This window comes from Haladaptatus sp. QDMS2 (assembly GCF_029338295.1).
Lineage (GTDB): Archaea > Halobacteriota > Halobacteria > Halobacteriales > Halococcaceae > QDMS2.
Window position 1 is genome coordinate 470,396 of record NZ_CP119791.1, and the last position, 13,410, is coordinate 483,805.

At 63.8% G+C, this 13,410-nt stretch carries 16 protein-coding genes; 12 read left to right on the top strand and 4 right to left on the bottom strand.

The window, feature by feature from the left end:
- Window positions 1-42: 42 nt before the first annotated feature.
- From P1M51_RS02435 to P1M51_RS02465, 7 genes are all read left to right on the top strand, one after another.
- Entirely contained in the window at window positions 43-1,098 is a 1,056-nt protein-coding gene (locus P1M51_RS02435; RefSeq protein WP_276246603.1) for an Lrp/AsnC family transcriptional regulator, read from the top strand.
- Window positions 1,095-1,751 (top strand): bifunctional precorrin-2 dehydrogenase/sirohydrochlorin ferrochelatase, encoded by a 657-nt coding sequence (locus tag P1M51_RS02440; RefSeq protein WP_276246604.1) that lies wholly within the window; start codon window positions 1,095-1,097, stop codon window positions 1,749-1,751. The genes P1M51_RS02435 and P1M51_RS02440 overlap by 4 nt, the downstream gene beginning before the upstream one ends.
- Entirely contained in the window at window positions 1,744-3,063 is a 1,320-nt protein-coding gene (hemA, locus tag P1M51_RS02445) for a glutamyl-tRNA reductase (RefSeq protein ID WP_276246605.1), read from the top strand. Before P1M51_RS02440 ends, hemA begins: the two co-directional genes overlap by 8 nt.
- A 96-nt stretch (window positions 3,064-3,159) precedes the next feature.
- On the top strand, window positions 3,160-3,594 hold the full coding sequence (locus P1M51_RS02450; RefSeq protein WP_276246606.1) for a CBS domain-containing protein: 435 nt from the start codon (window positions 3,160-3,162) through the stop codon (window positions 3,592-3,594).
- Window positions 3,595-3,643: 49 nt separating this feature from the next.
- Window positions 3,644-3,919, top strand: coding sequence for a 4a-hydroxytetrahydrobiopterin dehydratase (locus P1M51_RS02455; protein WP_276246607.1), 276 nt, complete (start codon window positions 3,644-3,646; stop codon window positions 3,917-3,919).
- Complete coding sequence (gene lwrS, locus P1M51_RS02460) at window positions 3,916-4,287, top strand: LWR-salt protein (RefSeq protein WP_276246608.1); 372 nt, start codon at window positions 3,916-3,918, stop codon at window positions 4,285-4,287. Before P1M51_RS02455 ends, lwrS begins: the two co-directional genes overlap by 4 nt.
- Before the next feature lie 68 nt (window positions 4,288-4,355).
- On the top strand, window positions 4,356-5,033 hold the full coding sequence (locus P1M51_RS02465; protein ID WP_276246609.1) for an HAD family hydrolase: 678 nt from the start codon (window positions 4,356-4,358) through the stop codon (window positions 5,031-5,033).
- Here P1M51_RS02465 and P1M51_RS02470 read toward each other — a convergent pair.
- The 3 genes from P1M51_RS02470 to glp form a co-directional block, all read right to left on the bottom strand.
- On the bottom strand, window positions 5,030-5,248 hold the full coding sequence (locus P1M51_RS02470) for a hypothetical protein (protein ID WP_276246610.1): 219 nt from the start codon (window positions 5,246-5,248) through the stop codon (window positions 5,030-5,032). The genes P1M51_RS02465 and P1M51_RS02470 overlap by 4 nt on opposite strands.
- Before the next feature lie 79 nt (window positions 5,249-5,327).
- Complete coding sequence (locus P1M51_RS02475; protein WP_276246611.1) at window positions 5,328-7,220, bottom strand: molybdopterin biosynthesis protein; 1,893 nt, start codon at window positions 7,218-7,220, stop codon at window positions 5,328-5,330.
- A complete protein-coding gene (gene glp, locus P1M51_RS02480; RefSeq protein WP_276246612.1) occupies window positions 7,208-8,425 on the bottom strand; it encodes a gephyrin-like molybdotransferase Glp in 1,218 nt (405 codons plus the stop codon). The genes P1M51_RS02475 and glp overlap by 13 nt, the downstream gene beginning before the upstream one ends.
- A gap of 89 nt (window positions 8,426-8,514) precedes the next feature.
- On the opposite strand from glp, the gene P1M51_RS02485 reads away from it, so the two are divergent.
- Complete coding sequence (locus P1M51_RS02485; RefSeq protein ID WP_276246613.1) at window positions 8,515-8,871, top strand: Hsp20/alpha crystallin family protein; 357 nt, start codon at window positions 8,515-8,517, stop codon at window positions 8,869-8,871.
- 15 nt (window positions 8,872-8,886) lie between these two features.
- Window positions 8,887-10,545 (top strand): AarF/ABC1/UbiB kinase family protein, encoded by a 1,659-nt coding sequence (locus tag P1M51_RS02490; protein WP_276246614.1) that lies wholly within the window; start codon window positions 8,887-8,889, stop codon window positions 10,543-10,545.
- 130 nt (window positions 10,546-10,675) lie between these two features.
- On the opposite strand, the gene P1M51_RS02495 is transcribed toward P1M51_RS02490, so the two are convergent.
- Window positions 10,676-10,855 carry a PLDc N-terminal domain-containing protein gene (locus P1M51_RS02495; protein WP_276246615.1) on the bottom strand — a complete coding sequence of 60 codons (180 nt, stop codon included), beginning with the start codon at window positions 10,853-10,855 and terminating at the stop codon, window positions 10,676-10,678.
- A gap of 100 nt (window positions 10,856-10,955) precedes the next feature.
- Between P1M51_RS02495 and P1M51_RS02500 the strand changes: the two genes are divergently transcribed.
- The 3 genes from P1M51_RS02500 to speB are packed head-to-tail and all read left to right on the top strand — an operon-like array spanning window position 10,956 to window position 13,243.
- Window positions 10,956-12,023 (top strand): aminotransferase class I/II-fold pyridoxal phosphate-dependent enzyme, encoded by a 1,068-nt coding sequence (locus P1M51_RS02500; RefSeq protein WP_276246616.1) that lies wholly within the window; start codon window positions 10,956-10,958, stop codon window positions 12,021-12,023.
- A 42-nt stretch (window positions 12,024-12,065) separates the two neighbouring features.
- Window positions 12,066-12,443 carry a translation initiation factor IF-5A gene (locus tag P1M51_RS02505; protein ID WP_276246617.1) on the top strand — a complete coding sequence of 126 codons (378 nt, stop codon included), beginning with the start codon at window positions 12,066-12,068 and terminating at the stop codon, window positions 12,441-12,443.
- The gene (gene speB, locus P1M51_RS02510; protein ID WP_276246618.1) at window positions 12,443-13,243 is read left to right on the top strand and encodes an agmatinase; all 801 of its coding nucleotides are present in this window, start codon (window positions 12,443-12,445) and stop codon (window positions 13,241-13,243) included. The genes P1M51_RS02505 and speB overlap by 1 nt, the downstream gene beginning before the upstream one ends.
- The last annotated feature ends 167 nt before the right edge of the window (window positions 13,244-13,410 follow it).

The window sequence follows — 13,410 nt, forward strand, 5'->3', positions numbered from 1 at the left end:
GCAAACGAGGTTCTTATGCCTCGTGACTCCTGATACCCAGGTATGACAGAGGCGGACCTGAGTCCGACTGACCGCGCCATCGTCAACGCCTTCCAGGGCGGTTTCCCGGTGACTGAACGGCCCTTCGAACCGGCCGCCGCGGCCCTCCGGGAGCGCGGTATCGACATTTCTGCTGGCGAACTTCTCTCTCGTGTTCAGACGCTCGACGAGCAAGGGGTCCTCACCCGGTTCGGGGCGCTCATCAACGCCGAAGCCATCGGTGGGACGGCCACGCTCGTCGCGATGCACGCGCCGCCCGAACGGTACGACGAGGTGGCAGAGCAAGTCAATACCTTCCGCGAAGTCGCCCACAACTACGAGCGTGAGCACCCCCATCTCAACATGTGGTTCGTCGTCTCCGTGGGCCATCCGGACCGCGTCGACGAGGTACTCGGCGAAATCGAGGAGACGACCGGGCAGCGAACGTACAACCTCCCGAAACAGCAGGAGTTCCGCGTCGAAGCCAAATTCCTCCTCGACGGTCCCATCTCGGAGGGTGACGTGGACCTCTCGCATCTCGGTCCCGACGTGACACCGACCGAGCGCACTACCCTCACGCCCGCGGAGCGCGACCTCGTGCTCGAAATCCAGGGTGGATTGCCCATCACCGCCACGCCCTACGCCGACGTCGCCGCCGCGATTGGGCAGGAGACGGAGTGGGTCGTCGCCACCATCAAGCGGTTCAACGTCGAAGGAAAGGTCCGTCGGGTGGGCGTCATCCCGAACCACTACGCCCTCGGCTACACCGAGAATGGGATGACCGTCTGGAACGTCCCCGACGAGTTGCTGGACGAGGTCGGGCCGGCCATCGCGAGCCTCGATTTCGTCACTCACTGCTACGAACGGCCCCGCCACGAGGGGATCTGGCCGTACAACTTCTTCGCGATGACCCACGGTCGAACCGAGGCCGAGAGTCAGGAACACATCGAAATGGTCAAAGAACGCATGCACGAGTACTGGGACGTCGGCGACGACGACTGGGATACCCTGTTCTCGACCCGCATTCTGAAGAAGACGGGCATCCGCATGACGGAACGCGCAAACGCAAACACCGAATGATACCACTGTTTCACGACTTCCACGGCGAGACGGTCCTCGTGTTCGGCGGCGGTGCCGTCGGCGCACGGAAAGCCCGCCGTTTCGCCCGTGAGGCGACCGTGGTCGTCGTGAGCCCGGACTTTTCGGCCGGTTCCTACGGCGGCGCGGCGAAAGTTCGCGCCGCACCGACACTGGCCGCGGTCGGCGGCTGGCTCGACCGCATCGACCCCATCCTCGTCGTCGCGGCGACCGACGAACCCGCGCTCAACGCCGCCATCGAGGACGCCGCCCGCGAGCGGCGCATCCTCGTCAATCGCACCGACGTTTCCGGCGAGCGGGAGGCGGGCAGTGTGGTGGTTCCGGCGACTGTCGACGACGACCCCGTCACAGTGGCAATCTCGACGGGAGCATCGAGTCCAGCACTCGCGAAGTACCTGCGAGAACGCATCGAGGCAGACGTCGAAGGAGCAGGCGAAATGGCCGAACTGACCGCGACGTTGCGCCTCGAACTCCAGTCGGCCAAGGTCGCCCCGGCGGCCCGTCGGGACGCCATCCGCGCAGTCGTCAATTCTGACCGCGTTTGGAAGGCTTTAGGTAGTGGGAAGGCAAAGGCCCGCAACGAGGCACAGACCGTGATAGACGAGACTCTCGTTGGTGGTGATTCTGATGCGTGAGGCCGGCGTCATTTCGGGCGTGAGCGTTTCCCACAAGGACGCCTGCGTCGAGACGATTGAGGCGGCTTGCGCACCGGACCAGCAGATAGGTGTCGAGACGCTGCTCGCACAGGAGGGCGTCAAAGAGGCGTTCGTCCTCCAGACGTGTAACCGCGCAGAGGCCTACGTCGTCACGGCAACGCCAGAACTCGGTCGGCGCGTCCTCGCGGACTATCTCGCAGACGTCCCCGAGGAGGCAATCACGGAACGAACCCACGAGGCCAGCCTTCGCCACCTCATGCGCGTAGCGGCCGGCCTCGAATCGCTCGTCATCGGCGAAGACCAGATTCTCGGCCAGCTCCGCACCGCGTATCTCGACGCCCGCGGGGTCGGCGCGCTCGGCCGCCTGCTCGACGACGGGATTGCGAAGGCCATCCACGTCGGCGAACGCGCCCGTACCGAGACCGAAATCAACGAGGGAACCGTCTCGCTCGCGAGTGCGGCAACCTCACTCGCCGCTCGCGAGATGGACCTCACGAACGCGACGGCGCTCGTCATCGGCGCGGGCGAGATGGGGTCGCTCGCGGCTACTTCGCTCGCCGACACCGTTTCTCGACTCTACGTCGCGAACCGGACGCTGCCGCGTGCACAGGCCATCGTCGACGTCATCGAGGCGGAGGCGACCGCCATCTCGCTCGCCGACGTCCCGGCAGTCGTCCCCGACGTGGACCTCGTGGTCACGGCCACGGGCAGTCCAACGCCGATTCTCGATGGCAACACGCTGTCGAAAGCGGGCGAGTTGCTCGTCATCGACCTCGCCCAGCCCCGCGACGTCGCAAAGCGCGTCGAAGGGCTCGACAACGTCACCCTCTGGGACTTAGACCGACTCGAATCGATAACCGACGAGGCCCACGAACAGCGCAAAGAGGCGGCAGAACGGGTCGCAGAGATGATCGACCGCGAGTTCGAACACCTGCTCACCCAGTACAAGCGAAAGCGCGCAGACCGCGTCATCGCGGCGATGTACGAGAGCGCAGACCGCCTGAAGGCGCACGAACTCGCCACGGCGTTCTCCCAACTCGAAGCGAATGGCGACCTGAACGAAGACCAGCGTGCGGTCGTCGAATCGCTCGCCGATTCGCTCGTCGGGCAGTTGCTCTCCGCGCCGACACGGAGTCTTCGCGACGCGGCGGAGGAAGACGACTGGACGACCATCAACACCGCCTTGCAGTTGTTCGACCCGGATTTCGGGTCTGAACCACCCGCGTTCGTGAAGGCGCTCAGCGAGGCAGACCGCCCGAACTCCGCCGCGACCAGCGCCGAAGACGACTGATTCTCGGAGTATCCCGGCGTGCTGAACTAGGTATTTGCGCTCACGAGACGTATCTTCGGATAACCGTTTTCCCGGAAAACCGGAGACGGGGGGAACATGACACTGAGAGATATCGCGCGACCACGAGAGGAACTCGTCTCCGCGTCGCCAGACACACCAGTTACCGAACTCGCAACCCAGATGCGCGAACGCACCGTCGGCAGCGTCGTCATCGAGGAAGCCGGAAAGCCAATCGGTATCGTCACGGACCGCGACCTCGCGATGAAAATCGTCGCGACGGGTAAAGACCCGCTGAACATGACCGCCGCGGACGTGATGAACGGGAACACCGTCACCGTAGACATCGACGCGGGCGTCTTCGACGTCTGCCAGACGATGCGCGAACACGCGGTGCGCCGGCTTCCGGTGATGGAGAACAACCAACTGACCGGCATCATCACGCTGGACGATATCATCGTCCTGCTCGAAGACGAACTCCACGACCTCTCTGAGGTCATCCGGTCTGAATCGCCGCCGTATGCGCTCCCCTGAGCCTCAGGTGGCGACAACGATTATTTCAATCGAGTGAATAGTGGTAGCCATGGCAGACTTGCTCTCAGAGGACGAACTCGAATCGCGACTCCCGAGCGGCTGGGAGAAAGATGGCGACGAAATCACGCGAACCTACGAGTTCGACGACTACTTGGACGGAGTCGAGTTCGTGAACGAAATCGCGGAAATCGCCGACGAGGAGTTCCACCACCCGGAAATCATCATCGGTTACAAGGAGGTGGAAGTGCGCCTCACGAGCCACGAAGAGGGCGGCATCACCGAGAAGGATACCCACCTCGCGGGACGATTCAACGACGTGCAGTGACCGACGCAAACTACGCCTTCTCGGTTCGGGTTCGCCCCCGTATCGGTCGACCGGACCTGCGACTTTCGCCCGCGGAATTCGAGCTGCAACTGTCGAAAACGGCCTCCCAGCCGGGTGACGACGGCTGGCTGTTCTTTCGCGACTACCTCTGGCGGGGCAATCTGAACGACGAGGAGTACTTCCGGCGCGAACTCGAATCGGCGCTCGATATGCGGGTGACGAGCGTCTCCTTTAGCGGCCTGCGGACGTCTCCGGAGTATCTGGAGGCGCTGAAGAGCGAGATTCGTGCGCACCTGGACCTGTTCAACGCTGAAACGGTCGAAGAAGTGCTGAACAAGTATCTCGGCAGTTCGATTCAGGTCGAGTAGACGCGAGCGTCCTGATTGACCAGTGGGGCGGAAAGGCACTTAGCAGTCGGTGTCGTACCTCTTGGTGAATGGTTGGGGCTGACTACGATTTTTGGCTATTCGATTTAGACGGAACGCTCATCGACGTCGACTGGGGGTACACCCGCGAGGTGTTCGACCGGGTCGGCGACCGGATGGGCCGTCCGTTCACCGACCGGGAGGCCGAAATCCTCTGGCACGGCCTCGGCGGCAAGCGCGACGATAGGCTCGTCGAATGGGGCATCGACCCCAACGAATTCTGGCCCGCGTTCCACGCCGTAGAAGACCCACAGGCCCGCGCCGAGGCGACCTATCTCCACGACGACGCCACGTTCGTCGCGGACCTCACGACGCCCGTCGGCATCGTCACCCACTGCCAGCCGTTTTTGACTGGGCCGGTTCTCGCGCATCTCGGCATCGGCGACTGGTTCGACACCGTCGTCTGTTGTAGCGACGACCTCGGCTGGAAACCGGACCCCGGCCCAGTCACCCACGCGATGTCGCAGCTCGATGTCGAAACCAGCGCACGCGGTGTGCTCGCTGGTGACGGGTCGAACGACATCGGCGCGGCGTGGAACGCCGGCCTCGACGGGATTCACGTCGAACGCCACGACCCGCACCGACGGGGAGAGTGCGTCCTCGGCGACTATCGCGTCGCGTCGTTCGACGAACTCTGGCGACTCGTAAAAGCAACGGCTGACCGGACTGCGACCGAAGCGACTGATTAGTCGTAGGTGTCCTGGGGGTCTTCCATGCGCGCTTCCATCACTGTCTCTTCGACCGACGAGACCTGCGTCTCGACTCGCAGGTCGTGACCACATTCAGGACAGGGTAGCGCCAGCGTCACCACGAGGGCGTCGCTGTCGTCTCGCTGTTCGATTGCTAATACCTCTGCATCTGATGGGTACAGGAACTCTGCGTCGAGTGGATGGGAGCAACTCATGGGACACCACCGGAAACCGGTGTCTGGTATAACGCCCCACGCATGGTTATACACTTCGGCGACCCAGCAGGGCGAATCGCTATGCCGTTTCGAAGCCGGGGAGGTCTGCGAACACGGCGTCACCGTCCTCGATGGCCGTTTCGAGCGCCGCGACCCCTGGTTTCGAAACTCGATCCGGATTCGCGAACACGCGAACCTGTTCGGTTCCGAGCGAGACGAATCCGAGGTCCAGTTTTTCCGCGGTCGCACGAAGACCGAGTCCCACGTCGGCACGCCCGTCGGCGACCTTCCGGGCCGGACTCTCGTGGGCTTTCACGGTGAGGTCGAACCCGGAAATTGCGCTCACGAGGTCGTGGCGCGTCTGGCCGCGCTCCTCGGCGAGTGTGGCGAGGGCGTCGGTAAACGAAGTTCTTAGGCCGGCGGCCGTTCCGCGGTTGATGAATCGCAGGTCGCGGTCCACGAGGTCTGCGAGACCGGCCACGTTTTCGGGGTTGCCCGCCTGCACCACCAGCCCCCACTCGCGGGTCCAGCCGCCGAGTTCCACAGTGTCGAACTCCGGCTCGCCGCCCGTCGTCGTCACCGCAACGTCGGCGATGCCGTTTCGCAGGCGGCGGAGCCCCTCTCTGCTCCCCACGGACAGATAGCGCGGCCGTTCGATGCGGTCGAGCAATCGCGAGAGTGCAGGGTCGTCCTCGCCGACGCCGAACACGGTTGGCGGCCTGACGTCGGGCGAGAAGAGGTCCACCTCGACTTCTTCGCCAGCGTCGAGAAATGCCGTGTCCGGGTGGACGACGACGACGCCGTCTGCCTCCACGAGGCTCGTCGTCGCGCCGCTGCCCTTGTCAACTGGGTAGACGAGCAAGTCGCCTGCCCCGTCTTCGACGAGGCCGACCGGCATGAGGCGCATTCGACCCTCGCCGTAGCGCTCGCGGACGGCCATCTTCCCCCGAGCGGTCGCGACGGCGGGGGCCTGAACTCCCGCCGCATCACGAATCGCCGGCGCGACGAACGTCTGGAAGATGGTGAGCGCGGAGACGGGATACCCCGGCAAGCCGATGTACGCGGACTCTTCGAGTCGCCCGACGAGCATCGGTTTCCCGGGTTTCACGGCGACGCCGTGTAACAACAACTCGCCTTGTTCCTCGACGACGCGGTAGATGACGTCCACCGCGGAGGCGCTCGTCGAACCCGACGAGAGGACGAGGTCGCACTCGGTGGCGGCTTTCGTCAGCAGTCGCTCCATCTCGTCGTAGTCGTCACCGGCATGGGGGTAGAGAACCGCCTCGCCGCCCGCGTCTTCGACGCCCGCCGCGACGGTGTAGCTGTTCACGTCGAAAATCTGCCCGGCGGCGCTGTTGAGCGATTGGCCGGGGCGAACCAGTTCGTCTCCCGTCGAGATGATGCCGACGCGGGGTTTCGCCCGAACTGGCACCGACTCCACGCCGAGTGCAGAGAGCAGCCCAATTTCTCGGGGCGTAATTCGAGTTCCCGGGCCGAGAGCACGCTCACCCGCGGCGATGTCCGCCCCTGCGAGCATCACGCTGTCGCCGGGGGCCACCGCGGTTCGCATCTCGATTTTCCCGTCGCGTTCGTCGGTTCGCTCGACGATGACCACCGCATCCGCACCCGATGGCATCACCGCCCCGGTCGAAATTTCAGCACACTCACCCTCTGCGATTTCGACGTCCGGTTCGACCCCTGCGTGGACAGCCCCGACGAGGTCGAGGACGGCGGGGTCCGCTTCGTCCGCGCCGAAGGTGTCCCGCGCTCGCACGGCGTAGCCATCCATGCTCGCCCGGTCGAAGCCGGGGACGTCCATCCCCGCGTCGATGCGTTCTGCGAGAACGCGACCACGGGCTTCGGCCAGCGGCACCGATTCTGACCCGCCACCGAGGTTCAGCGACGCGATTGCTTCACGGGCTTCCTCTGGCGACGCGAGCTCACGAAACTCCTTGCGGCTCACGCCGACCACTCCCAGTTCTGGACCGCGACAGTCTCACCTTCGGCGATTCCTTCGCTCGATTCTGGCACTTCGACCCAGCCGTCTGCCAGCGCGACGCTCGAGAGGACGCCAGAGCCACTCGCTCGCGTCGGCGTCGCAACCGGTTCCGACTCGTCGTCGGTGAGCCGAACGCGGACGAACGTCCGGTCGCCGACGTCGCTTCGAATCTTCCGCGAGAGGCGCGCCTCGACCGTCGGGAACTCCTCGAGGGGCATCCTACCCGCCCATTTGAGCGCGGGGCGAAGGAACTGGACGGCGTTGATGATGCACGCGACGGGATAGCCAGGAAGCATGATGATTGGCGTGTCTTCGACCACGCCCATCGCGACGGGGTGGCCGGGTTTGAGCGCGACACCGTGGACGAACACGTCGCCCATGTCGGCGACGACGTCCGGAATCAGGTCGCGCTCGCCGACGGAGGACCCGCCCGTCGTGACGACGATATCTGCGTCGAGATTCCCCGCTACGGCTTCGCGGAGCGCGGTTTCGTCGTCGGTGACGATTTCCTGATAGTCGGCGTCACCGCCCCATCGTTCGACCAGCCGAGACACCGTGAGACCGTTCGTCTCGACGACCTCGCCCGGTTTCGGGTCCGCCTCGACGAGTTCTTCGCCGGTCGGAATCACGGTCACTCGGGGCGGTTCGTACACCGAAACCGTGGCAACGCCGGTCGATTTCAACAGGCCGAGGTCGGAGGGTCGGAGTCGATGTCCGGCGTCGTACAACTGCTGGCCCGCTTCGACGTCTTCGCCCTCCGGGGCGACGTTCTCGCCCTCCGCAACCGCGTCGAACACTTCGAGGTCGTCACCGACACGGTCTACGTGTTCGACCATGACGACGGCGTCCGCACCTGGGGGTAGTTCGCTCCCGGTGTGGACGCGGACGCCGCTTCCGGGTGCGACCTCGCCGGTTGCCACGCGAAGTACGTTCGGCGACCGGTCGGAGGCGCCGAAGGTGTCCGCTGCCCGGACGGCGAACCCGTCCATCGCGGCCCTCCGGTAATGGGGGACGTTGCGGTTGCTGGTAATCGGTTCTGCGAGAACGCGCCCGTCTGCGTCTTCGAGGGGCACGGCGCCAGTTCGACCGTGGGGGGAGACTGCGTCCCGGAGTCGGTCGCGGGCCGCATCGACGCGGGTCAGTTGCTTGAACCCCGCGTCACGAAGTTGGTCGCTCATGGCACGTCCCTACGACGCGGCCGACAAAAAACACCCGGACGGATTCCCCTACCGGGGGCTTTTTCGCTCCGGCGTCCGTACCCATGCGTATGTCAGCGCTGCGCGAAGCCCTGCGTGACCTCCCGGACGCAGTGTTCGCAGACCTCCTCGAGAGCGACGACTCGTACCTCCTCGTTATCGACTTCCCCGGTGTCACCAAAGAGACCGTGGACGTTCGCGTCGAAGACGGCCGCCTTCACATCGAGGCGCGGCGCGAGAAAGACCTACCGACGGAGTATCGCTACCTCAAGGAAGACCGCTCTATGTTCCTCGACGTGGACCTCCCACTCCCACCGAAGGTGACCGGCACGGACGCAGAAGGAGCCGTTTCGCGAGGCGTCCTCGAAATCACCCTCCCGAAGCGAAGTGCCGCTCCCGGGACCAGCATCCCAATCAGTGACGAGTAGGGGGTCGCACAGTCTGTGAACCTCCGCCCGTACAGACGGTTTTTCACCGTCGCCAGACAGTTCTTGCCGCTTCTCATCGCGTACGCCCGGGACCGCCGCCGATTCCTGCTGTTCGGCGGTCGGCGGACGGTCACGCCAGAGATTCGCCGCCGCAGAGCGCGGGCACTGCTTGACGCCATGCTCACGCTCGGGCCGACGTTCATCAAACTCGGCCAGTTGCTCTCGACGCGCCCGGACATCCTGCCGCCGGAGTACATCGACGAGTTCACGAAACTCCAGGACAGCGTGCCACCGGCCCCGTGGCCTGAGGCAAAACAGGTCATCGAAGACGAACTCGGGCCGCTCGAAGCGTGGTTCGACGAGTTCGACACCGACGCGATAAGCGGTGCAAGTCTCGGGCAGGTGTACTACGCCGAAATCGACGGCCAATCCGTCGCGGTGAAGGTGCGCCGGCCCGGCATCGAGGAGCTCGTGGAAGCGGACCTCAGGGTCATCCGCTGGAGTCTGCCGTTGCTCATGCGCTTTATCGGCACCGCTCGGGCGTTCTCGCTCGAAAACCTCGCCGACGAGTTCGCGAAGACCATTCGCGAGGAGATGGACTACGGTCGGGAAGGGCGGATGCTCACCGAGATTCGCGGGAACTTTGCGGACGAAGACCGCATCGCGATTCCCCGCGTCATCGAATCACACTCGGACGCTCGCGTCCTCACGATGGAGTACGTGAGCGGGACGAAGATAAGCGACATCGAGGATATCGACGCGATGAACGTAGACCGCTCGGAACTCGCAGAGACGCTCCAGCGAATCTACCTCCAGATGATCATCGATGACGGTGTGTTTCACGCTGACCCGCACCCGGGGAACCTCGCGGTGCGTCCGGACGGCACCATCGTCTTCTACGACTTCGGGATGAGCGGTCGCGTCGATTCGTTCGTCCAGGACAAAATCGTCGAGTTCTACATCGCCGTGGCGAACCAGGACATCGAGGGGATTCTCGATTCACTCATCGAGATGGGTACGCTGAGCCCGGAAGCCGACCGGCGGGTGATGGGCGACGTGATGGAACTCGCGATTGCGGACGCTCGCGGTGAGAATATCGAGCAATATCGCGTCCAGCAAATCGTGAGCCAGGTCGAAGATACAATCTACGAGTTCCCGCTTCGGCTGCCGTCGAACCTCGCGCTGGTGTTGCGCGTGGCGACGGTCGTCGAAGGCGTCTGCGTGACGCTCGACCCGGATTTCGACTTCATCGCGGTCGCGACCCAGTACCTCACCGAACAGGGGTATCGCGAAGCAGGCGTAAAGCAGTTCATCGAAGACCGCGGCGACGAGGTGCGCAAGGCGGCTCAATCGACGCTGCGCAGCCCGCCGAAACTTGAGCGTGCGCTCGACCGAATCAACCGCGACGATTTCTACGTTCGGGCAGACATCGAGGACTCGAACGGACACCTGACGAGACTCGCGAAGCGAATCGTCCTCGGGATGTTGCTTTCGGTCGGTCTCATCATGACGTCAATTTTCTACGCGTTTGGGACGCTCGAAGCGACGCTTCTGTCGGGTGGGTTCTCGCTCGTGATAGCCGGCTGGCTCTATGTCTCGTTTCGCAAGCGCCGGGGGATTCGTGCGACGCCGCAGTTCACGCGGCAGAATCTCCGCCAGCGGCGGGGGAAGTAGGGGCGAACAGACGGCACGGTGGGGCGCGAAGCGGTGGCCGTACTCCCGCAGGCCGCTTCGCGGCGAGGTGTCAACGCATGGGGTCGGTGGCTGCGTTTCCGTATAAAAATGTGTGCGTGGTGGGGGACGACTATCGCCGGCCGATGAGGAAGTACAGGAATAGTCCGATGACACCGCCGAGAAAGACGACGACGGTCCACAGAAGTGTTCCCTTCGAACGCCGGTATTCGGCGTCCTGAAAGACCCACAGGGTCACGCCGAGCCAGACGACGAGGTAGAGCAGTCCGACGGTGACCGTGGTGTCGACCATGATTCTACTACGCTGACCAGTTTGATGAGCGTTGCTGGCTGGGCGATTTTGTTGGGTGTAAGCCACGGTACTTTTCTTCGGTTCGGGCAAAGCAGTGGGTATGGAAATCGACCCGTTCGGCCTCGAACGCTGGTTCGCGAAGTACGAACACGAGGCCGACATCATGCTGGCAGAGAGCGGGATTCGGTCGCTTCCGGCGACGCGCTTCGACACCGACCCCGGCGAACTTGGTTACGTCATCCCCACGAACGGCGACCCCGACCTCCGCGAGCAGCTGGCGGCACGATACGGGCGGACTACCGACGAAGTCATCTTCACCTGTGGCGCACAGGAGGCAAACTTCCTCGTCTTCCTCGCGCTGCTCGGTCAGGGCGGCCACACGGTGACCGTCACGCCGACGTACCAGTCGCTGCACGCGATTCCAGACGCCTTCGGGGAGGTGACGACGGTACAACTCGAACCCCCCGAGTGGGACCTCGATGTCGACGCCGTCGCGGACGCGATTACCGACGACACGCGCCTGCTCGTCGTCAACAACCCGAACAACCCGACCGGGAAATATCACGACGAAGCGACGCTGTCCGCGCTCTACGACCTCGCCGTCGAACACGACGCCTACCTGCTCGTAGACGAGGTGTACCGACTGCTCGCAGACGACCCTCACCCGCCGGCAGCGAGTCTCGGTCGGCGGGCCATCAGCACGGCGAGTCTCTCGAAGGCGTACGGCCTCGCTGGCCTGCGCTTTGGCTGGATTGTCGGGCCGCCCGAAGTCGTCCAGGCGGCCTGGCACTGGAAAGATTACACGACCATCTCGCCTTCCCAGTTCGGCCAGCACATCGCCCGCCAGGCGTTCAAGCAGGAGGACGAACTGCTCGCCGAGAGTCGCGCGGTGCGACAGACGAATCACGACATCGTCGCCGAATTCATCGCGGAGACGGGCCTCTCGTGGTACGACCCCATCGGCGTGAACGCCTTCATCGAGATCCCAAACTCGTTTTCGAGTGGCAAGGAGTTCTGCCGGGCGGTGTTGAACGAGGAGAGCGTTGTACTCGCACCCGGTGAGTTCTTCGGCTATCCAGACCGGTTCCGCCTCGGCTTTGGGCTTCCGACCGAAGAATTGGTCGAGGGTCTCTCACGCGTCAAAACCTGTCTCCAGCGTCACGAATAGCGTTCCAAACCGTTTATACAGTCTCGTGGAAAAAGCAGACACATGGCGAAGCAGCAAGGCGAGGTCCGCGACCTCCAGGAAGGTAGCTACGTAATGATCAACGACGTGCCGTGTCTCATCACCGCGTACAGCACGGCCAAACCCGGCAAACACGGCAGTGCGAAAGCCCGTGTCGAGGGCAAGGGCGTCTTCGACGGGAAAAAGCGCAGCTTCTCCCAGCCTGTCGACGCGAAAATCTGGATTCCAATCATCGAGCGCAAGCAGGGCCAGGTCGTGAGCGTCGAGAGCTCCGACGTCGCACAGGTCATGGACTTAGACACCTACGAGACCTTCTCCATCAAGGTCCCCGGCGACAAGACTCTGACTCCGGAAGACGAAATCGAGTACCTCGAGATGGACGCCCAGCGTAAGATTATCTGATGTTTCCTGGCGCGCTGACTTCTCGCACAGACGCTTCCTACGTCATCCTCGGCGCGCCGCTCGACATTTCTACGTCTTTTCAACCCGGGACTCGCTTTGGGCCCGACCGTATTCGACAATACGCAGAGAATTTTGACGACTACGACCACCGGACGGACTCCCATTTCACCGACCTCGGCGTGGCAGACGACGGCGACCTCCACGCGTGGGACGACGCGGCCGACTATCTCGACTTTCTGCAGGGCATGGTCACCGACATTCGGCGCGACGAGGCGCTTCCCATTCTCGTCGGCGGCGAGCACACGGTGACGGTGGCTGGCGTCAGAGCGACGACCCCCGATACGTTCGTCTGTCTCGACGCGCACCTCGACCTCCGCGAGGAGTACGCCGGCAACCCGCTGAGCCACGCGACGGTCACGCGCCACGCGCTCGACGTCGCAGACGAGGCCATCATCCTCGGCGCACGCACCGGAAATAAGGTCGAGTGGGAGCGCGCTGCGCAGGGCGACGTGACTGTCGTCCCGCCGGAGGACGTCGCAGACTGGACGTTCGACGGCGACGGGTCGGTCTACCTGAGCGTGGATATCGATGCCGCCGATCCCGGGTTCGCGCCCGGGACGGGGACGATGGAACCCTACGGACTCACGCCGCGGGAAATGCGCGACGTGGTCAGGCAAGTTGCACCCACCGCTATCGGATTCGACGTGGTGGAAGTCAACGACAGAGACGACGGGCAGGCGGCGACGCTCGGCGCGAAACTCCTCAGAGAATTCGTCTTTTCACACGCGGCGCAATCGTAGAAAGCGAACTCGGGCCGGTTATGACCCGGGGGTCACCCGGCGCACGAGTCCTTTTCCAGTTCGGACAATCCGATTCTTTGTTCGTCGAGGCAATCGACGCCAAACGAATGCGGCTTTGCGGAATTTACCCATAGGGAATCAACTCCGTTGTCCGTCCCGCAGAAAGC

Excerpts from the sequence above, each read along its gene's own strand:
- glp (WP_276246612.1), bottom strand. The coding sequence starts at position 8,425 with ATGAGCGACCAACTTCGTGACGCGGGGTTCAAGCAACTGACCCGCGTC.
- P1M51_RS02485 (WP_276246613.1), top strand. The coding sequence starts at position 8,515 with ATGTCAGCGCTGCGCGAAGCCCTGCGTGACCTCCCGGACGCAGTGTTC.
- P1M51_RS02440 (WP_276246604.1), top strand. The coding sequence starts at position 1,095 with ATGATACCACTGTTTCACGACTTCCACGGCGAGACGGTCCTCGTGTTC.
- P1M51_RS02495 (WP_276246615.1), bottom strand. The coding sequence starts at position 10,855 with ATGGTCGACACCACGGTCACCGTCGGACTGCTCTACCTCGTCGTCTGG.
- P1M51_RS02435 (WP_276246603.1), top strand. The coding sequence starts at position 43 with ATGACAGAGGCGGACCTGAGTCCGACTGACCGCGCCATCGTCAACGCC.
- P1M51_RS02455 (WP_276246607.1), top strand. The coding sequence starts at position 3,644 with ATGGCAGACTTGCTCTCAGAGGACGAACTCGAATCGCGACTCCCGAGC.
- P1M51_RS02450 (WP_276246606.1), top strand. The coding sequence starts at position 3,160 with ATGACACTGAGAGATATCGCGCGACCACGAGAGGAACTCGTCTCCGCG.
- P1M51_RS02470 (WP_276246610.1), bottom strand. The coding sequence starts at position 5,248 with ATGAGTTGCTCCCATCCACTCGACGCAGAGTTCCTGTACCCATCAGAT.
- speB (WP_276246618.1), top strand. The coding sequence starts at position 12,443 with ATGTTTCCTGGCGCGCTGACTTCTCGCACAGACGCTTCCTACGTCATC.
- hemA (WP_276246605.1), top strand. The coding sequence starts at position 1,744 with ATGCGTGAGGCCGGCGTCATTTCGGGCGTGAGCGTTTCCCACAAGGAC.
- P1M51_RS02500 (WP_276246616.1), top strand. The coding sequence starts at position 10,956 with ATGGAAATCGACCCGTTCGGCCTCGAACGCTGGTTCGCGAAGTACGAA.
- P1M51_RS02505 (WP_276246617.1), top strand. The coding sequence starts at position 12,066 with ATGGCGAAGCAGCAAGGCGAGGTCCGCGACCTCCAGGAAGGTAGCTAC.
- P1M51_RS02465 (WP_276246609.1), top strand. The coding sequence starts at position 4,356 with ATGGTTGGGGCTGACTACGATTTTTGGCTATTCGATTTAGACGGAACG.